The following is an 18162-nucleotide window of genomic DNA, read 5'->3' on the forward strand; positions in this document are numbered from 1 at the left end:
ACCCCGACCCCGACCGCCCCCGCGCCGGTCGTCACCGTCGCCGGCGGGTCCAAGATCGGCTACGGCAAGCGCGTCCGGCTCGCGGTCACCGGCGGGTCGTTCACCTCCGTCCAGGTCGCGACGGCGAAGGGCGCCGTCGCGCTCGACGGCGACATCGCCCCCGACGGGGCCACCTGGCTCTCCGAGGAGACCCCGACGCCCGGGACGTCGTACGTCGTCTCGGCGACCGTCAAGGACGCCGTGGGCCAGGACCGCCCGTCGGCCGCGAAGTTCGCCGTCAAGCCGGTCCCGGTCGACCAGAAGCTCGGCTTCACCGTCTCCCCCGCGGCCGGCGCGAAGGTCGGGATCGCCGAGCCGATCGTCGTCCAGTTCTTCACCACCGTCACCGAGAAGGCCGCGGTCGAGAAGCGCCTCGTCGTCGACGCGCGGACACCAGCCGGCGAGAGCGTCGTCGGCAGCTGGCACTGGCTCAGCGACACCCAGGTCGACTGGCGCCCCAAGGAGTTCTGGACGCCGGGCACGAAGGTCTCGCTGAACATGCGCGTCGGCGGCGTCAAGGCGGCCGCCGGCCGTTACGGCCGCAAGGACTACGCGCAGACGTTCACGATCGGCGCCAAGCGGCTGCTCAAGGTCGACCTCACGACCCACACGGCGAAGCTCTACCACGGCAGCAAGCTCGTCGGGACGTGGCCGACCGGCGGCGGCAAGCGCGGCCTGGAGACGTACAGCGGCACGTACACCGTGCTCAACAAGTCGCAGACCGTCCAGATGGACTCCTGCAGCGCCCGGATCACCTGCGACAAGAAGAACCCCGAGTACTACGACCAGGAGGTGTTCTGGGCGACCCGGATCACCCGGTCCGGCACGTTCGTCCACGCCGCCCCCTGGGACGGGCTCATGGGGCGCGCCAACGTGTCCCACGGCTGCGTCCACCTGTCGACGCGGAACGCGAAGATGTTCTTCGACCAGGCGGTCCCCGGTGACCCGGTGATCGTCTCCCGCAGCGGCCGCGGTCCGCAGGAGCGGATCGCCACCAAGGACCCGGGCCTCTACCCGTGGAACCTGTCCTGGAAGAAGTGGGTCGCCGGGTCGGCGCTGGCCTGACGGTCAGCCCGACCGTCGGCCCGCGGGCGCGGCGGTCGACCCGCGGACGACGAGCCGCGTCGCGAGCTCGACGTGGTGGGAGTCGATCGTCTCCCCCGCGGCGAGCCGTAGCGCCGTCCGCAGCGCGACGGCGCCCATCTCGGAGAGCGGCTGCCGGATCGTCGTGAGCGGCGGCGACGCCATCCGCGCGAGCTGGGTGTCGTCGAAGCCCATGACGGACAGGTCCTGCGGGACGCGCAGCCCCCGCACCCGGGCCGCCTCGATGACGCCGAGCGCGACCTCGTCGGAGCCCGCGAAGATCGCCGTCGGCGGCTCGGGCAGGTCGAGGAGCTGGGCCCCGCCCTCGAACCCCGACCCGTAGTCGAAGAGCGCCGCCGTGACGTACTCCGGCGGCAGCGGCAGCGCCTGTGCCTCGAGGGCGGCCCGCAGCCCGCCGACCCGGGCCTGGTTGCACGCGGCGGTCGGCGTCCCGCCCGCGTACCCGATCCGCCGGTGCCCGAGGGCGAGCAGGTGCTCGCCGGCGGTCATGCCGCCGGCGAAGTTCGTCGCCCCGACGCTCGTGAGCCGGGCGAGCTGCGGGTTGAGCGGGTCGATGACGACGACCGGCACCTTCGCCCGGTCCAGCGCCGCGAGGTGGGTGGCCGTGAGCTCACCGGTGATCGCGACGACGGCGCGCCGGCCGGCCGCCGCGATCCGCCGGGCCCACGCGCTCGGCGACTCGAGGGCGGGCTGGACGCGGTCGCGCCGCGGCCCGCTGCTCACCGAGACCGTCACGCCGAGCTCGACGGCGGCGTCGAGCACGCCCTGGACCACCTCACCGGTGTAGGCGTGGAGCCCGTAGTCGAAGACGAGCTCGACGGTCGTCGTCCCGTGGCCCTCGGCCCGCCGCGGGGCCGGAGCGACGTACTGGTGCTGCTGGAGCACGTCCTGGACCCGGGCCCGGGTGTCCGCGGCGACGTCGCTGCGCCCGTTGAGCACCTTGCTCACGGTGGCGACGGACACGCCGGCGGACGCGGCGACCGTCGCCAGCGTCGGCCGCCCGCGGCGCGCCCCGTTGTCCATGGCGTGCTCGCTACCCGGTGACCGCGACGACGTCGACGGGCGTGTGGAGCCGGCGGCCGTGCCCGACGGTGCGCAGCGCACCGGTGAGCGTGAACCCGCTGCGGCACGGCAGGTCCTGCGCCGAGGTGCCGACGAGCACCTCGACGTCGCCGGGCTCGACGACGCGCTGCAGGTCCCGGCCGGTGAACGCCGTCCGGTCGGCGTGGACGTGGAACGTCACGTCGGCGGCGGCCCCGGCGGCGAGCGGCAGCCGGGCGAAGCCCACGAGCTGCTTGACCGGCCGGGTGACGCTCGCGAGGACGTCGTGCAGGTACAGCTGGACGACCTCGTCACCGGCCCGCCCGCCGGTGTTCGTCACGCGCACGGTCACCGCGAGCTCGCCGTCGGTCGGCACCTCGGCGGCGGACAGTCGCAGGTCGGAGACGGCGAACGTCGTGTAGGAGCGGCCGTGCCCGAACGGGAACAGCGGGGCGGCGTCGAGGTTGCTGATCCCCGCGCTGTCGGGCGCGCCGAGCGGCGGCACGAGGTACGTGCCGGGCTGCCCGCCGACCCCGCGAGGGATCTGGACGGGGAGCTTGCCGGTCGGCTGGACACGACCGGAGAGTACCCCGGCGACCGCCCCGCCGCCCTCCTCCCCGGGCATGAACGCCTGGACGAGCGCGGCGGCGCGTCCGTGCAGGTCACCGAGGGCGTAGGGCCGCCCGGAGACGACCACGACGACCACCGGGGTGCCGGTCGCGAGGACGGCGTCGAGCAGGTCCTGCTGGACGCCCGGCAGCCGCAGGTCGGGCGCGTCGCAGCCCTCGCCGGAGGTGCCGAGGCCGAAGAGTCCGGCCCGGTCCCCGACGAACGCGACGCAGACGTCGGCACCGCGGGCGGCCTCGACGGCGTCCGCGAAGCCCGACCGGTCCTCACCGAGGACGTCGCAGCCGCGGGCGTGGACGACGTCGACGCCGCCGGCCGGGTCGCCGTCCGCACCGACGGACAGCTCGGCGCGCAGCGCGTCGACGGCCGACGTCACGTCGACCCCGAGGCCCTTGTCCGCGTAGCGGGGCAGCACGTGGTTGGGGAAGGCGTAGCAGCCCATGAAGGTGCGGGGGTCGTCCGAGCACGGCCCGACGACGGCGACGCGGCGCAGCGCCGGGCGACCCTCGCCGAGCAGCGGCAGCACGGTGCCAGGGTCGAGGAGGACGACGGACCGCTCGGCGAGCTCACGGGCGATCGCTCGGTTCGCCGCGGAGTCGAGGTCGACACCGGCCGCCTTGGCGACCGAGGCCTCGGGGGTCCAGTCCGGGTCGAGCAGCCCCAGCTCGACCTTCTGCCGCAGGTGCCGGCGCACGGCACGGTCGACGAGCGCCTCGTCGAGGGCACCGCTGCGGACCCGCTCGGCGAGGTTCTGGCCGAAGCCGAGGGTGTCGGGGAGCTCGACGTCGATCCCCGCGGCGAGGGCCTGCGCCCCGGCGTCGTCGAAATCCGCCGCGACCCGGTGCATCGAGGCGAGGAACGGGACCGCCCAGTAGTCCGAGACCACGGTGCCGGTGAAGCCCCACGCGTCGCGCAGGAGCTCGGTGAGCAGCCACGGGTCGGCCCCGGCGGGGATGCCGTCGACGTCCGAGTAGGAGTTCATCACCGACCGGGCGCCGCCGAGCGCGATGGCCGTCTCGAACGTCGGCAGGATCATGTCGAGCAGCTCGCGACGTCCCATCGGGACCGGGCCGTGGTTGCGGGCCCCCCGGGACGCCGAGTACCCGGCGAAGTGCTTGAGGGTGGCGACGACGCCGGCGTTCTCCAGCCCGCGGACGTAGGCCGCACCGAGCATCCCGACGAGGTACGGGTCCTCGCCCATCGTCTCCTCGACGCGGCCCCACCGGTAGTCGCGGACGACGTCCATGACGGGCGAGAGGCCCTGGTGGATCCCGAGGGCGGCCATGTCGTGGCCGATCGCGGCGGCCATCCGCTCGACGAGCTCGGGGTCGAAGGTGGCGGCCCAGGCGATCGCTGCCGGGTAGACGGTCGCGCCGTAGGCGGTGAAGCCGGTGAGGCACTCCTCGTGGACGATCGCCGGGACGCCGAGCTCCGAGGCGGCGAGGACGACGTGCTGCTGCCGGACCACCTCGGCCGCCCCCTCCGCGACCGAGACGGGGCGGCTGCCGTAGACCCGGGTCAGCTGCCCGAGGCCGTGGACGGCGGCGTCCTCGAGCGCGACGGTGCCGCCGGCGGCGAAGACGTCCTGCATGGGGGCGACGTTGAACGTCTCGGCGGGCTCGTCGGAGCCGTCGAGGGCGAGCGGTTCGGCGGCCGCGCCGTTCGCGTCGGCCGGCGCCTGGACGGCGTCGTGGCCGACGTCGGCATCGTCGTCGGCGTGCATGTCGTTGCCGGCCCACCGGCTGCCGAGCTGGCCGACCTTCTCCTCGAGGGTCATGGCGGCCAGCAGCGCCTCCACCCGCTCCTCGACCGGACGGCTCGGGTCCCTCCAGGCCGCTGCCGTGCGGGTGTCGGGCGCGCTGCTCGTGGGGCCTGCCATCGTTGTCTCCTTGCCGGACCGAACACCGAAACTTTTCGCAATGTAAGCCAGTATCGCCGGCGTCTCCAAGGACCATCGGCACGCTCGGCACTGCTGGGAGTGTTGCGCTTTGGTCGCGATGTCGCAAGAGACCTCCCCACCTATTGACACACCGGCGCCCGAAATCTACGTTACGGCTCACGGCAGTCTTTCGAAATGTTTCGCTCCATGCCTCAGCCTGGGGATGACTGCCGGGTGGAGCACCCCGTGCCCGCGGCCGGACCGCGGCCCTCACCCCGGAGATCAGCGTGGATCCAAGGACCACCTCTCGGCGCAGCTTCCTCACCTTCGCCGCCGGCCTCCCCGTCGCCGGCGCCACCCTCGCCGCCTGCGGCAGCTCGGGGCCCACGTCGACGAGCAGCAGCGCGGCCGCCGGCGGCGACTCCGCAGCGGCCGGCAGCGGCGCCACCTACTGGACCCTCACCGGTCAGCCGCAGGAGGACATCCGCAAGGCGACCGTCGCCCGGTTCAACACGGCGAACGCGAGCACCAAGATCACCCAGACGCTCTTCCAGAACGACGCCTACAAGCAGAAGATCAAGACGGCGCTCGGTGCCGGCCAGGGCCCGACGATCCTGTGGGGCTGGGGCGGCGGCGGCCTGAAGAGCTGGGTGGACGCCGGCCAGGTCGACGACCTCACCTCGTGGTTCGGCGAGAACGCCGACGTCAAGGACAAGCTGTTCCCGGCGGCCTTCGGTGCGGCGACGGTCAACGGCAAGATCTACGCGATGCCGGCCGAGACCGTCACGCCGATCGTGCTCTTCTACAACAAGAAGGTCTTCGAGAAGGTCGGCGCCCAGCCGCCGCAGTCGTGGGGCGACATCCTCGACCTCGTGCCGAAGTTCAACGCGGCGAAGATCGCGCCGTTCTCGCTCGGCGGCCAGTCCCGCTGGACGAACATGATGTGGCTGGAGTTCCTCTTCGACCGGATCGGCGGCCCGGAGGTCTTCCAGGCCGTCTTCGACGGCGAGAAGGACGCGTGGTCCAACCCGGCCGCGATCCAGGCCCTCACCGAGATGCAGAAGCTCATCAAGGCGAACGGCTTCATCAAGGGCTTCTCGTCCATCACGGCCGACTCCAACGCCGACCAGGCCCTGCTGTACACGGGCAAGGCCGCGATGATGGTCCACGGCGCCTGGACGTACGGCGGCATGAAGGGCAGCGGCGGCGACTTCGTCACCGGCGGCAACCTCGGCTACATGAACTTCCCCGGCGTGGACGGCGGCAAGGGCGACCCGAGCGACTCGGTCGGCAACCCGGCCCAGTACCTGTCGATCTCCTCCAAGGCGACGGACGCGGAGAAGGAGACGGCGAAGAAGTTCTTCAAGACCGCCGTCCTCGACGCCGACGAGCAGAAGGCCTGGATCGGCGCCGGCAACATTCCGATCGTCCAGGGCGCCGACAGCCTCATCGGCAGCGGCGAGGACGCCGACTGGCTCAAGTTCCAGTACTCGATCGCCAGCGGCGCGAAGAGCTTCGCGCAGTCCTGGGACCAGGCACTGAGCCCGACCGCGGCAGAGGTGCTGCTCGACAACATCGCCAAGCTGTTCCAGCTGTCGATCAGCCCCGAGCAGTTCGCGACCAACCTGAACGCGACGATCGGCCAGTGAGCACGCTCGCTCCGCCCGTCGTGAAGGGCACCCGGTCCGCCAACAGCGGCGGGCGGAGCGGGTCCCTCGGCTGGCTGGTCCTCCCGGCTCTCCTCTTCTTCGTCACGTTCGGGGTCGTCCCGCTGTTCGGCGTCCTCTTCCTGTCGTTCACCCGGTGGGACGGCATCGGTGCCATCCACCCCGACGGGCTCAACGCCTGGCGGTCGGTCCTGGGTGACCCGCAGCTGCTGCACTCCCTCGGGGTCACGTTCCTCATCATGATCCTGTCGTGGCTCGTGCAGACCCCGGCCAGCCTGCTGCTCGGCACCTTCCTCGCCGGCCACCAGCGCTACCGCGGGTTCCTCGCCGTCCTGTACTTCATCCCGCTGCTGCTGTCGTCCGCGGCGATCGCCATCACCTGGAAGGCCCTGCTCGACCCGAACTTCGGGCTCGGCGCGGGCCTCGGGCTGTCGTTCCTCCAGCAGGACTGGCTCGGCAAGGACGCCCTCGCCGTCGGGGTCGTCGTGTTCATCGTGTCCTGGCAGTTCATCCCGTTCCACTCCCTGATCTACCAGGGCGGCGTCCGGCAGATCCCGCGCTCGATCTACGAGGCGGCCGAGATCGACGGCGCGGGCCGGTGGCGGCAGTTCGTCTCCATCACCCTGCCGCAGCTCAAGTACACGATCATCACGTCGTCGACGCTCATGGTCGTCGGGTCGCTGACCTTCTTCGACCTCATCTTCGTCCTCACCGCGGGCGGCCCCGGCGACGCCACCCGCGTCCTCGCGCTCGACATGTACAAGCGTGGGTTCATGGCCAACCTCATGGGCCCCGCGAGCGCGATCGCCGTGATCCTCGTCCTCGTCGGCCTGGGCATCGCGCTCGGCCTGCGCCGCCTCGGCGGCACGGACCAGACGGACAGCATGCTGGAAGGTGCCTGACATGGCCGTGACCACGCCCCCCGCACCCACCNCCACCCGCCCCAGCCGTCCGACCAGCAGCGCCAGCGGCACCAGCACGACGGCGAAGCTGCTGCGGCTCAACTGGTTCGGCGGTATCGCCGGCTGGATCTGGCTCGTCGTCGGGATGCTCCCGATCTACTGGATCGTCATCTCCAGCTTCAAGAGCCAGAGCAACTTCTTCGCCACCAACCCGCTGCTGCCCCCCGACGAGTGGACCCTCGACAGCTACCGGCTCGTCGTCGAGTCCGACTTCATCCGCTACTTCGCCAACAGCGTCGCGGTCACCGTCGGCGCGATCGTCCCCGCCGTGCTCATCTCGTTCATGGCCGCGTTCGCGATCGTCCGGGGCGGCAACGGCTGGTTCCTGCGGCTGTCGAACTCGCTGTTCCTCATGGGCCTGGCGATCCCGCTCCAGGCGGTCATCATCCCTATCTACCTGATCATCATCCGGCTGCAGCTCTACGACACCCTCACCGCGATGATCCTGCCCTCCATCGCGTTCGCGATCCCGCTGTCGGTGCTCGTGCTGAGCAACTTCATCCGGGACGTCCCCCGCGAGCTCTTCGAGTCCATGCGTCTGGACGGCTGCAGCGAGTGGGGCACCATGTGGCGTCTCGCGTTCCCGCTCACCCGGCCGGCCATCGTCACGGTGACCATCTACAACGCCCTCGGGGTCTGGAACAACTTCATCCTGCCGCTGATCCTCACCCAGAGCCCGGAACGACGCACCCTGCCCCTGGCGCTGTGGACCTTCCAGGGCCAGTACGGCGTCAACGTCCCCGCCGTCCTCGCCTCCGTCGTCCTCACCACCCTGCCCATCCTCATCTTCTACGCCGTCGGACGACGGCAGCTCCTCTCCGGCCTCACCGCCGGCTTCGGCAAGTAGGTCCTCGGCGACAGCGGCGGAAAGGCGTCATGAGCAGCGAACGCACCGCACTCGTCGTCCGCGGCGGGTGGTTCGGCCACCAGCCCGTCGAGGCCACGGGGCTGTTCCTGCCGTTCCTCGAGGCACAGGGCTTCCGGGTCGACGTCCACGACTCGCCCGCGCCGTACGCCGACGCCGGCTACATGGCCGGGGTCGACCTCGTCGTCCAGTGCATGACGATGTCGACGATCGAACCGGACGAGCTCGCGGGGCTGCGCTCGGCCGTGGCGGCCGGCACCGGGATGGCCGGCTGGCACGGCGGCATCGCGGACTCCTACCGCAACAGCTCCGACTACCAGCAGCTCGTCGGCGGGCTCTTCGCCTGCCACCCGGGCAAGGCCCCCGAGGAGCGCGTCGGCGAGCAGTCGGACAACTACGTGCCCTACCGGGTGAACGTGCTCCCCGCCGCGGCCGGGCACCCGATCACCCGCGGGATCGAGGACTTCGACCTCGTCACCGAGCAGTACTGGGTGCTCGCCGACGCCTACGTCGACGTCCTCGCGACGACGACCCAGGCGGTGCGGCCGTGGGACGAGTGGGACCGGCCGATCACCTCCCCCGCCGTCTGGACCCGGCGCTGGGGCCGCGGCCGGCTCTTCGTCTGCACGCCCGGCCATCGGGTCGAGGTGCTCGAGAACCCGAACGTCCGCACCCTGGTCGAGCGCGGGATGCTCTGGGCGGCAAGGGGTTCGACCGACCCGGACCCGTCCCGCGACGCCGCCGACCAGCCGGCCGCCCTGTGACGCCGCTGAGGGTCGGTGTCGTCGGGGCGGGGAAGATCAGCGGCCAGTACGCGGCGACCCTCACCGGGCTCGCGGACGTCGAGGTCACGGCGGTCGCCGACCTGGACCGGGCGCGGGCGCAGGCGTTCGCCGCCGCGGCGGGGGGTGCCGCCGTCCGCACGCTCGACGACCTGCTCGCCGCCGACGACGTGGACGTCGTCCTCAACCTCACCGTGCCCGCGGCGCACGCCGACGTGGCCCTCGCCGCCCTGGCCGCCGGCAAGCACGTCTACGGCGAGAAGCCGCTCGCCGCGACCGGTGCGCAGGCACGCGCCGTCGTCGAGGCCTCGGCCGCGGCGGGCCGGCGGCTCGGCTGCGCCCCCGACACCGTCCTCGGGACCGGCGTCCAGACCGCCCGGGACGTCGTGGCGGCCGGCACGATCGGCGTCCCGCACGCGGCGACCGCGTTCATGACCACCCCCGGCCACGAGCGCTGGCACCCGGACCCGGAGTTCTACTACCGGCCCGGCGGCGGGCCGCTGCTCGACATGGGGCCCTACTACCTCACCGCCCTCGTCCACCTGCTCGGCCCCGTGGACCGGGTCGTCGGGCTCGCGTCCCGGCCCGCCCGCAGCCGCACGATCGGCAGCGGGCCACGGGCCGGGACGGCGTTCGACGTCGAGGTCGACACCCACGTCACGGGCGTCCTCCAGCACGCCGGAGGCGCCCTGACGACCCTCGTCATGTCGTTCGACGCGTGGGCCACCCGGATGCCCCGGATCGAGGTCCACGGCCCCGGGGGCTCGCTGTCGCTGCCCGACCCCAACTACTTCGACGGCACCGTCGAGGTCTTCCCGGCCGGCGCCGACGCCTGGCGCGAGGTGCCGCCGTCGGCCGGCTACGTCGCTGCCGGCCGCGGGGTCGGCGTCGCCGACCTGGCCCGCGGGCTCGCGGAGGGTACGCCGCACCGGGCGTCCGCCGACGTCGCGCTCCACGTCCTCGACGTCATGGAGTCGCTCCTCGAGGCGGCCCGCACCGGCGAGGCCGAGACGATCGGGTCGACGTGCACCGTGCCGGCGGGCGTGCCGGGGCTCGTCGACCTACGCGCCGGCTGACCGCGGCGGCAGGCTCGACCCCTGCGCGGTGCCCTGCGCACCGCCCTGCAGGGCGGCGAGCCCGGAGAACACCTCGCGCAGCCGCGGGTAGACCTGCTGCTGGAGGCCGAAGACCGGGTCGTACGCGGCGGTGACGTCCGGCCGCGGGGTGACGGTCGCCCCGAGGTGCCCCACGGCGGCGCACACGTCGGCGAGCGCCCCGCCCCCCACGGCGGCCCAGGCGAGCGCTGCGGCGCCCCGGGCGCTGATCTCGCGCCCCTCCGCGAGCCGGAGCCCGCGGCCGGTGACGTCGGCGACGACCTGCGCCCACAGCGGGCTGCGGCTCCCGCCACCCATCGCGCGCAGGCTCGTCACCGGTGTCCCGGCCGCCGCCAGCCCGTCGAGGTGCAGGCGCAGCTCGAACGCGACGCCCTCGAGCAGCGCGCGGTAGACGTGGGCGCGGGTGTGCGCCCCGGTGAGGCCGACGACCGCGCCGCGCGCGGCGGCGTCCCAGTAAGGGGTCTGGGCCGCGTTCCAGTACGGGACGGCGAGCAGGCCGTCCGCCCCCGGCGGCAGCGCCGCGGCCGCGGCCTCGAGCCCGGGGTCGGGGGCCCCGCCGAGTGCGGGGTCCCCGAGCTCGCGGCGGAACCAGTCCGCCAGGTACGCCGCCGCGTTGAGCACCGTCTCCAGCACGTACGTCCCGGCCGGCGCCCCGGCGAGGGTCCGGAAGGCCTGCCCCGTCACATACCGGTCGGAGGGCGTCCCGAGCACCATCGAGGTGCCGAGGTTGAGGTACGCCGCACCGGGCTCCCCGCCCGTGACCACACCCGCCCCGAGCCCGGCGGCCTGGCCGTCGCCGATCCCGGCGACGAGCGGGACGGGCGCGGGCAGGCCGATCGTGCGCGCGACGTCCGGGAGCAGGTCGCCGAGGACGGCGCCCGGCGGCACGAGGTCGGGCAACTGGTCGGGCCGGACCCCGGCGACCGCGAGCAGCTCCGGCGACCACTGCGCCGCGGCGAGGTCGAGCAGGCCGAGGGAGTCCGCCGACCCGGTGCTCGTCGCCCACCGGCCGGTGAGCCGCTCCGCGAGGAACGCGTGCACCTCGGCGACCCGGGCGGCGGCGCCGAGCATCTGCGGCTCGTGCCGTGCGAGCCAGGCGAGCTTGTAGATCGCCGGGGTCGTGTCCGGCGGCTTGCCGGAGACGGCGAGCACCCGGGGCGAACCGAGCGCTGCGATCTCCGCGCCGGCCCGGGAGTCGAGCCACAGGATCGCGGGCCGCAGCGGGCGGCCGTCGGCGTCGAGGCACACGAACGACTCCCGCTGGTGCGTCACGCACAGCGCCCGCACCCGGCCCGGGTCGTCGAGGGCGGCGACGCACCGGGCGAGCGAGGCGAGCGTCGCCGTCCACCACTGCTCGGCGTCCTGCTCGTGCCGTCCGGGGCCGGGGCGGTCGAGGTCCAACGGTGTCGACGCCGTCGCCACCTCACGGCCGCGCGCGTCGAACGCGACCGCCTTGGACGCCGTCGTCGAGCAGTCGACGGCGAGGACCAGCGGCTCGCCCGTCACACGTCGTCCGTCGGTGTCACGACGACCTTGAGACCGGTCCGCGCGTGCGCCACCTCGAACGCCTTCTCGGTGTCGGCCAGCCCGAACGTGTGCGTGACCATGCTCCGGACGTCGACGGTCCCCCGCTCGACGAGGGCGGTCGCCCGCGGGTAGACCTCCTTCATCCGCCGCACGAGCGCGAGCGTCAGACCCTTGCGGCGGGCCGTCGAGGCTGTGAACGTCGTGCTGTCGACGCCGGGGATGCCGGCCAGGACGACGCGCGCCCCCGGCATCGCGGCCTCGATCGCGAGGCCCACGCCGTCGTCCGACCCGACCGCCTCGAACGCGACGTCGACGCCGCGCCCGCCGGTCCGCTCCGCGACAGCGGCGGCGAACGCGGCCGGCTCGTGCGGGAGGACGACGTCGGCGCCGAGCCGCAGAGCGGCCTCGGTGCGGTGCGCGAGCGGGTCCGCCACGAACACCGTCGTCGCGCCCGCGGCCCGCGCGACCTGCACCAGGCCCAGGCCGATCGGGCCGCAGCCGACGACGACGACCGTGTCGCCGACCTGCTGGTGACCCAGGTCGTGCGCGTGGATCGCCACCCCGAGCGGCTCGAGCATGGCGACGTCCGCCGCGGACAGCGCGTCGGGCACCGGGTGCAGCAGGTGGTCGGGCCATGCGAGGTACTGCCGCAGCGCGCCGTCCGTCAGCCCGTGCCCGAGGAACCCGACGGTGGGGCAGAGGTTGCGGTGCCCGGCGACGCACAGCTCGCAGTGCCCGCACGGCACCGCCGGGTCGATCGCGACCCGTTGCCCGGCACGGGGTCCGGCGGCGATCACACCGCCCGCCTCGTGCCCGACGACGACCGGGCGGGTCAGCCGGACGTCACCGATGCCGCCCTCCGCGTACCAGTGCAGGTCGGAACCGCAGATGCCGACGGCGGTGACCCGCACGAGCGACTCGCCCTCACCGGGCACGGGGACCGGCTCCGACGCGACCCGCAGGTCGCCGGTGCCGTGGAGCCTGGCCGCGAGCATCTGGTCGTCCATGGGGACCACTCTTCCCCATCGGTCCGGGCGGTGCGGCGTGGGGCGTCCGGCGCTAGCGTGCGCGGGGTGACGCATCGCGAGCCGGACGACCTGCCGGTCGTCGCACCCGACCGGTGGTTCCGGGTGACCGAGGTCGGGGACGGCGTCACGCTCGTCGAGGAGCCGCACGGCGGCGAGCTGCTCGCCGCGAACATCTGGCACGTCCGGGGCCGCGACCGGGACCTCGTCGTCGACTCCGGCCTCGGCGTCGTGGCACTGCGCGAGAGCCTGCCGTGGCTCTTCGAGAACGACCCGGTGCTCGTCCTCTCCCACGCGCACCTCGACCACATGGGCGGTGCGCACGAGTTCGCCGACTGCCGGGTGCACGCGGCCGAGGTCGACGAGGTCCGCCGTCCCGGCCCGGCGAGCCTGCGCACCGCGACGCTGCTCGACCTGCTGGGCCTGGCCGACGACCCGGCGTGGGCGCTGCCGGACGTCGCGCTCACCGCGCTGCCCCACGCGGGCTTCGACCTCGACGCCTACGGGCTGCGGGGCGTCCCCGCCGCCCGGCCGCTCGAGGAGGGCGACGTCGTCGACCTCGGGGACCGCACCGTCACCGTGCTCTCGCTGCCCGGGCACACCCCCGGCTCGCTCGCGCTGCTCGACGGCTCGGGCGCGCTCTTCAGCGGGGACGTCCTCTACGAGGGCGGCCTCATCGACTCCTGCCACGGCGCGGACGTCGCGGCGTACCGGCGCACGATGGAGCGCCTCCTGCGCCCCGACCTCCTCGGGCGGGACGTCACGCGGGTGCTCCCCGGGCACGGCCGGGTGCTGCCGCCCGCGGACGCCCGGGAGATCGCCGCGGGGTACCTCGCCTCGACACGCCCCTGACGACGGTCGGCGGCCGCCGACCGAACCTGCGCACCGCTAGGTTCCGGGTGTGCCGGCCCGGGTGACGCTCCTCCAGCTGGAGTACTTCGTCGCCGCCGTCGACCACGGGTCGTTCTCCGCCGCCGCGCAGGCGCTGCACATCGCGCAGCCGAGCCTGTCCGACCAGATCCGCCGGCTCGAGCGGCAGCTCGGGGTCGTGCTGTTCGTCCGGACGAACCGCCGGCTCGCCCTCACCGAGGCCGGCCGGCTGCTGCTCCCCCGGGCCCGCACGACGCTGGCCACCGTCGACGACGCGGTGGACGCCGTCCGGCCGGTGCGCACCCTGACCGGCGGCACCGTCTCCTTCGGCACCTTCAGCAGCGCCCACCACTTCCTCCTGACCGACCTCGTGACCCGGTTCCGCGAGCGCTACCCGGGGGTGCGGGTCCGGGTGCTGGGGCGCAACTCGGCCGAGGTCGCGGACGCCGTCCGGGACGGCAGGCTCGAGGCCGGGCTCGTCGCGCTCCCGGTCGACGAGCGCGGCCTCGACGTCACCGCGCCGGTCTGGACGGCGGAGGCGGTCTACGTGAGCGTCGACCCGGCCCGGACGGCGTCACCCGTGACGGTCGAGCAGCTCGCGCAGGCCCCGCTCGTGCTGCCCGAGGCCCGCTGGGGCGACCAGGACCCGACCCGCCGCCAGCTCGGCGAACGGGCCCGGGCCGCCGGTGTCACGCTCGAGCCGGCCATCGAGGTCGAGCTGCCCGCGGCGGCACTGGCGCTGGCCGCCCGGGGCGCCGGCGACGCCGTCGTCTCCCGGCCGCTGCTCGGCGAGAGCGCGTGGTCCGAGCACCTCACGTGGGCACCGCTCGACCCGCCGCTCGTCGAGACCTTCGCGTTCGTCACCCGGACCGGGAGCCAGCTGTCGCCGGCCACCCAGGAGATGATCCGGATGGCGGCCGAGCTGCTGCGCCGGCTGCCCTCCTGACCCCCTGCTGCGGTAAGGCGTCCTCTGGAGGGAGACGCACGCTTCTCGGCCCGGGTGAGGTGCGCAGGGCGCCAGAGGACGGTCGCCATAGGCGTCGCCTACCGGACGTGTCGGCGAGTGCCGCTGTACAGGGCCGGCCCTGCCGTCGATAGTCCGACCATGACGCAGATGACCTCCGCGGCCGTCGTGACCGGAGCGGCCAGCGGCATGGGCCGCTCGGTCGCCGAACGCTTCGTCGCCGAGGGCTGGCGGGTGCTCGCGGTGGACGTCGACGCGAGCGGCCTCGCCGCGGTCGCGGCCGAGGTCGGGGCGGGCTACGTGCCGGTACCCGTCGACATCCGGGACCGCGCGGCCGTCGCGACCGCCCTCGGGTCGGCGCACGACGCCGACGGCACGCAGGTGCGCGCCGTCGTCAACGCCGCGGGGATCTACCCGACGACGACGCTCGACGACTTCACCGAGGACACCTACCGGCGGATCTTCGACATCAACGTCCTCGGCACGCTCAACGTCACCGCCGAGGCCGTCGCGCTCGTCCGGGCGCACGACGGCGGCGGTGCGGTCGTGAACTTCGCGTCGATCGACGCGTTCGCGGTCTCCCGCGGCCAGCTCGTCTACAGCGCCTCGAAGGCCGCCGTCGTCTCGGTGACCCGGTCGCTCGCGATCGAGCTGGCCGGCGACGGCATCAGCGTCAACGCGATCGCCCCGGGCTGGGTCTCGACGCCGGGAACCCTTGCGGGCGGCCGGATCGAGCAGGCCGTCAAGGCGGTCCCGCTCGGCCGCGCCGCGACCCCCGAGGAGATCGCCGACTGGGTCTACCGGCTCGGCAGCGTCCCCGGCGCCTACCTCACCGGCGAGACCGTCGTCATCAGCGGCGGCCTCGTGATGCGGTAGGCACTGGCTACGCTGCCGCGATGAGCGAGCCGTCGGGCTACCTCCTCTGCGGCACCCCGCGCACCGGGAGCACCCTGCTGTGCAGTCTCCTGAGGTCGACCGGCGTTCTCGGACGACCCGAGTCGTACTTCCGCGAGCCCGACGAGGCCGCGTGGGCTCGGCGGCTGGGCGTAGGGGTCGCCGCGGAAAGGGCGGCCGACTATCCGAGCTACGTCAGGGCCGTTCGCGCCGCCGCCACGACGGGGAACGGGGTCTTCGCGGCACGCGTCATGTGGGGCTCCCTCGACCGGGTCGTGCACGGCCTGGGTGGGCAGCCGGGGGACCACGAGATCCGTGCCCTCGAGGGCGCTCTGGGGCCGCTGGTCTTCGTCCACCTCCGGCGTCTGGACGTCGTCGCCCAGGCGGTCTCCTGGTGCCGCGCCGAGCAGACCGGCTACTGGCAGGACGGCGACAGCGCGCTCCGGGAGCCGTACGAGGACGCCCACCTGCTGAGGAGGCTGCACGACACGGTGCTGGCGCACGAGGCCGCGTGGTCGTCCTGGTTCGACCGGCATGCCCTGCGGCCGCTCGAGGTCAGCTACGAGGAGATCGTCGCCGAGCCGGGTGACGTCGTCCGGCGGATCGCGGAGCACGTCGGGGTCGTGATCCCGAGCACCTGGCAGCCGGTCCTGGAGCACCGCCGGCAGGCTGACTCTCTCGACGATCTCTGGCGCGCGGCCATGCGTTCCGCCCTCGACGACGGCTAACGCGCCAGGTACCCGCCGTCGACGACGATCTCGGTGCCGGTGACGAACGTCGAGTCGTCGCTCGCGAGGAAGAGCACGGTGCCGCTCACCTCGCGGGCGTCGGCCCGCCGTCCCATCGGGGTGAGCGGGACGACGCCCGTACCCTCGTTCTCGTTCATCGCTGTCCGGACGCCGCCGGGGCAGACCGCGTTGACCCGGATCCGGTCCGCGGCGTGCTCGATCGCAGCGGTCTTCGTCATCGTCACGAGCGCCGCCTTGCTCGCGCAGTAGGCGACGTAGCCGCTCGCACCGGCGAGGCCGAAGATCGACGAGATGTTGACGATCGAGCCGCCGCCGCGCTCGCGCAGGGCCGGGATCGCGGCCTGCATGCCGAGCAGGGCGCCGGTGACGTTGACGGCGAGAAGTGCGTTCCAGTCCTCGAGGCGCTCCTCGAGGAGCGGGTTGACGTGGATGATCCCGGCGTTGTTCACGAGGACGTCGAGGCCGCCGAACCGGTCGGTGGCCGTGCCGACGGCGGCGGCCCAGTCCTGCGGGGAGGTGACGTCGAGGTGCAGGTAGTCGACGCTCAGGCCCTCGGCCCGCAGCGCCGCCGCGGTCGCCTCGCCGTCGGCGTCGAGGACGTCGCCGGTGAGGACCCGGGCCCCCTCCTCGGCGAGCCGGCGCGCGTGCGAGGCGCCCTGTCCGCGGGCGCCGCCGGTGATGACCGCGACCTTGCCGTCGAGCCGTCCCGCCATGTCAGGCCACCTTCTGCTCGAGCGCGGCGACGGCCTTCTCGGCGTCGGCCATCTGCTGGTTCCAGACCACCTTGACGATGTCGATGCGGCTGTCCGGCCGCTGGCGGTCGAAGGCGTGCGCCACCGTAGTGCCCTTCTCCAGCAGCCGGATCACCCGGGCGACGAGCCGGGTCTGCCGGCCGTACGGCGGTAGCTGCGGGCCGCGCGGCGCGGACAGGCCCACGAACCACAGCCGCTCGAGGCCGACGGGGACGGTGAGCCCGGCGACCCGCAGCGGGACGCCGTCCTTCCACTGCAGCAGCGCGCTGTCGAGGAACGGCAGCGTCGTCCGGAACCCGGTCGCCCAGAGGATCGTGTCGAACTCCTTCGACGTGCCGTCGGTGAAGTGCACGACCTGCCCGTCGATCCGCGAGATGCCCGGGACGACGGTGACCCGGCCGTGCTGGATCCAGTACGGCAGCAGGTTGTTCACGACCGGCGGCTGGTCGTTGAGGTTGCGGGTCACCGGCTCCGGCAGGCCGCGGTAGACCTCGGGCGGTCCCATGACGATCCGGACCAGGGCCCGGGAGACCCGCTCCTGGAGCACCGGCGGCAGCCTCGCGAGCCAGGTGAGCTCGGCCCGCGGCCGGCCGAAGATCGCCTTCGGCTGGAAGACCTGCCCGCGCCGGACCGAGATCGAGACGTCGAGGCGCGCGTTCGCGGCGTCCACCGCGAGGTCGCAGCCGGAGTTGCCGGCGCCGACGACGAGCACCCGGTCGCCCTTGACGTCGTTCAGGTTCCGGTAGCGCCCGGAGTGCACGCCGTGCCCGGTGAAGTCCGCAGCGACGTCGGGGAGGTTCGGGTTCCACAGGTGCCCGTTGGCGACGAGAACCCCGTCGTACCGGGTGCGGGCGCCGTCCGACGTCTCGACCCACCAGCCCTGCGCCCCGGCCGGTCCCTCGGGTTCGACCTTCAGCACCTCGGTGCCGAACGTGACGTGCCGGCGCAGGTCGAACCGGTCGGCGAAGGACTCGATGTAGGCGAGCATCTGCGCGCGGCTCGGGTACACCGGGTACTCCGGGGGCATCGGGTGACCCTCGAAGCCCGAGACGTCGCGCGAGGTGATGAGGTGCAGCGACTCGTAGTCGGTGTGCCAGTGGCCCCCGACCCGGTCGCTGCGCTCGAAGCAGTCGACGGCGAAGCCCTGGGCGAGGAGCACCTGGAGCGCGCCGAGCCCGGCGGCCCCGGCCCCGACGACGCAGTAGCGCGGTGTGGTCATGCCCCCAGGGTTCGTCGTGCGCGGGCGGGCGTCCAGGCGCACTTGGCGGCGTCGTCCATAGGCAACGCCTTGAGCAGAGCC

General features: G+C 73.6%; 15 protein-coding genes and 1 pseudogene. 10 read left to right on the forward strand and 6 right to left on the reverse strand.

The window, feature by feature from the left end; genetic code table 11:
* The coding region (locus tag EDJALFJO_RS26890) for an Ig-like domain-containing protein (protein WP_088289405.1) at window positions 1–1104 on the forward strand (1104 nt) is incomplete at its 5' end.
* Between the two features lie 3 nt (window positions 1105–1107).
* Here the strand turns inward: EDJALFJO_RS26890 and EDJALFJO_RS26895 are convergent.
* Window positions 1108–2166 (reverse strand): LacI family DNA-binding transcriptional regulator, encoded by a 1059-nt coding sequence (locus EDJALFJO_RS26895; protein WP_088289448.1) that lies wholly within the window; start codon window positions 2164–2166, stop codon window positions 1108–1110.
* A 10-nt stretch (window positions 2167–2176) separates the two neighbouring features.
* The gene (locus EDJALFJO_RS26900; protein WP_198950684.1) at window positions 2177–4690 is read right to left on the reverse strand and encodes a glycoside hydrolase family 3 N-terminal domain-containing protein; all 2514 of its coding nucleotides are present in this window, start codon (window positions 4688–4690) and stop codon (window positions 2177–2179) included.
* A gap of 287 nt (window positions 4691–4977) precedes the next feature.
* Here EDJALFJO_RS26900 and EDJALFJO_RS26905 point away from each other — a divergent pair, with 287 nt between their 5' ends.
* The 5 genes and pseudogenes from EDJALFJO_RS26905 to EDJALFJO_RS26925 all read left to right on the forward strand — a co-directional run bounded on the left by EDJALFJO_RS26905 (window position 4978) and on the right by EDJALFJO_RS26925 (window position 10042).
* Window positions 4978–6339, forward strand: coding sequence for an extracellular solute-binding protein (locus tag EDJALFJO_RS26905; protein WP_088289406.1), 1362 nt, complete (start codon window positions 4978–4980; stop codon window positions 6337–6339).
* Window positions 6336–7259 carry a carbohydrate ABC transporter permease gene (locus EDJALFJO_RS26910; RefSeq protein ID WP_233150058.1) on the forward strand — a complete coding sequence of 308 codons (924 nt, stop codon included), beginning with the start codon at window positions 6336–6338 and terminating at the stop codon, window positions 7257–7259. Before EDJALFJO_RS26905 ends, EDJALFJO_RS26910 begins: the two co-directional genes overlap by 4 nt.
* A 32-nt stretch (window positions 7260–7291) precedes the next feature.
* Window positions 7292–8166 (forward strand): annotated as a pseudogene (locus tag EDJALFJO_RS35835) (carbohydrate ABC transporter permease); the annotation flags it as partial.
* Window positions 8167–8195: 29 nt separating this feature from the next.
* Window positions 8196–8948, forward strand: coding sequence for a ThuA domain-containing protein (locus EDJALFJO_RS26920; protein ID WP_088289408.1), 753 nt, complete (start codon window positions 8196–8198; stop codon window positions 8946–8948).
* A complete protein-coding gene (locus tag EDJALFJO_RS26925) occupies window positions 8945–10042 on the forward strand; it encodes a Gfo/Idh/MocA family protein (RefSeq protein ID WP_088289409.1) in 1098 nt (365 codons plus the stop codon). Before EDJALFJO_RS26920 ends, EDJALFJO_RS26925 begins: the two co-directional genes overlap by 4 nt.
* On the opposite strand, the gene EDJALFJO_RS26930 is transcribed toward EDJALFJO_RS26925, so the two are convergent.
* The gene (locus EDJALFJO_RS26930; RefSeq protein ID WP_088289410.1) at window positions 10028–11587 is read right to left on the reverse strand and encodes an FGGY-family carbohydrate kinase; all 1560 of its coding nucleotides are present in this window, start codon (window positions 11585–11587) and stop codon (window positions 10028–10030) included. The two genes, EDJALFJO_RS26925 and EDJALFJO_RS26930, sit on opposite strands and share 15 nt — an antisense overlap.
* Complete coding sequence (locus EDJALFJO_RS26935; RefSeq protein ID WP_198950685.1) at window positions 11584–12615, reverse strand: zinc-binding dehydrogenase; 1032 nt, start codon at window positions 12613–12615, stop codon at window positions 11584–11586. Before EDJALFJO_RS26935 ends, EDJALFJO_RS26930 begins: the two co-directional genes overlap by 4 nt.
* Before the next feature lie 66 nt (window positions 12616–12681).
* Between EDJALFJO_RS26935 and EDJALFJO_RS26940 the strand changes: the two genes are divergently transcribed.
* The 4 genes from EDJALFJO_RS26940 (at window position 12682) to EDJALFJO_RS26955 (ending at window position 16089) form a co-directional block, all read left to right on the forward strand.
* On the forward strand, window positions 12682–13485 hold the full coding sequence (locus tag EDJALFJO_RS26940; protein ID WP_158220580.1) for an MBL fold metallo-hydrolase: 804 nt from the start codon (window positions 12682–12684) through the stop codon (window positions 13483–13485).
* A gap of 49 nt (window positions 13486–13534) precedes the next feature.
* Window positions 13535–14449 (forward strand): LysR family transcriptional regulator, encoded by a 915-nt coding sequence (locus EDJALFJO_RS26945; RefSeq protein WP_198950686.1) that lies wholly within the window; start codon window positions 13535–13537, stop codon window positions 14447–14449.
* Between the two features lie 159 nt (window positions 14450–14608).
* On the forward strand, window positions 14609–15343 hold the full coding sequence (locus EDJALFJO_RS26950; protein WP_088289413.1) for an SDR family NAD(P)-dependent oxidoreductase: 735 nt from the start codon (window positions 14609–14611) through the stop codon (window positions 15341–15343).
* A 20-nt stretch (window positions 15344–15363) separates the two neighbouring features.
* Window positions 15364–16089 (forward strand): Stf0 family sulfotransferase, encoded by a 726-nt coding sequence (locus EDJALFJO_RS26955; RefSeq protein ID WP_088289414.1) that lies wholly within the window; start codon window positions 15364–15366, stop codon window positions 16087–16089.
* Here EDJALFJO_RS26955 and EDJALFJO_RS26960 read toward each other — a convergent pair.
* Both EDJALFJO_RS26960 and EDJALFJO_RS26965 read right to left on the reverse strand, forming a co-directional pair.
* Window positions 16086–16823 (reverse strand): SDR family NAD(P)-dependent oxidoreductase, encoded by a 738-nt coding sequence (locus EDJALFJO_RS26960; RefSeq protein WP_088289415.1) that lies wholly within the window; start codon window positions 16821–16823, stop codon window positions 16086–16088. The genes EDJALFJO_RS26955 and EDJALFJO_RS26960 overlap by 4 nt on opposite strands.
* A 1-nt stretch (window position 16824) precedes the next feature.
* Window positions 16825–18081: an NAD(P)/FAD-dependent oxidoreductase gene (locus EDJALFJO_RS26965; RefSeq protein WP_088289416.1), complete on the reverse strand. Its 1257-nt coding sequence runs from the start codon at window positions 18079–18081 to the stop codon at window positions 16825–16827.
* Window positions 18082–18162: the final 81 nt, after the last annotated feature.

This window comes from Kineosporia sp. A_224 (assembly GCF_002198655.1).
Taxonomy (GTDB): domain Bacteria; phylum Actinomycetota; class Actinomycetes; order Actinomycetales; family Kineosporiaceae; genus R-H-3.

What these genes read in the sequence shown, in the direction of transcription:
- EDJALFJO_RS26895 (WP_088289448.1), bottom strand. Translation starts at nt 2,166, where the DNA reads ATGGACAACGGGGCGCGCCGCGGGCGGCCGACGCTGGCGACGGTCGCC.
- EDJALFJO_RS26900 (WP_198950684.1), bottom strand. Translation starts at nt 4,690, where the DNA reads ATGGCAGGCCCCACGAGCAGCGCGCCCGACACCCGCACGGCAGCGGCC.
- EDJALFJO_RS26920 (WP_088289408.1), top strand. Translation starts at nt 8,196, where the DNA reads ATGAGCAGCGAACGCACCGCACTCGTCGTCCGCGGCGGGTGGTTCGGC.
- EDJALFJO_RS26935 (WP_198950685.1), bottom strand. Translation starts at nt 12,615, where the DNA reads ATGGACGACCAGATGCTCGCGGCCAGGCTCCACGGCACCGGCGACCTG.
- EDJALFJO_RS26950 (WP_088289413.1), top strand. Translation starts at nt 14,609, where the DNA reads ATGACGCAGATGACCTCCGCGGCCGTCGTGACCGGAGCGGCCAGCGGC.
- EDJALFJO_RS26955 (WP_088289414.1), top strand. Translation starts at nt 15,364, where the DNA reads ATGAGCGAGCCGTCGGGCTACCTCCTCTGCGGCACCCCGCGCACCGGG.
- EDJALFJO_RS26960 (WP_088289415.1), bottom strand. Translation starts at nt 16,823, where the DNA reads ATGGCGGGACGGCTCGACGGCAAGGTCGCGGTCATCACCGGCGGCGCC.
- EDJALFJO_RS26965 (WP_088289416.1), bottom strand. Translation starts at nt 18,081, where the DNA reads ATGACCACACCGCGCTACTGCGTCGTCGGGGCCGGGGCCGCCGGGCTC.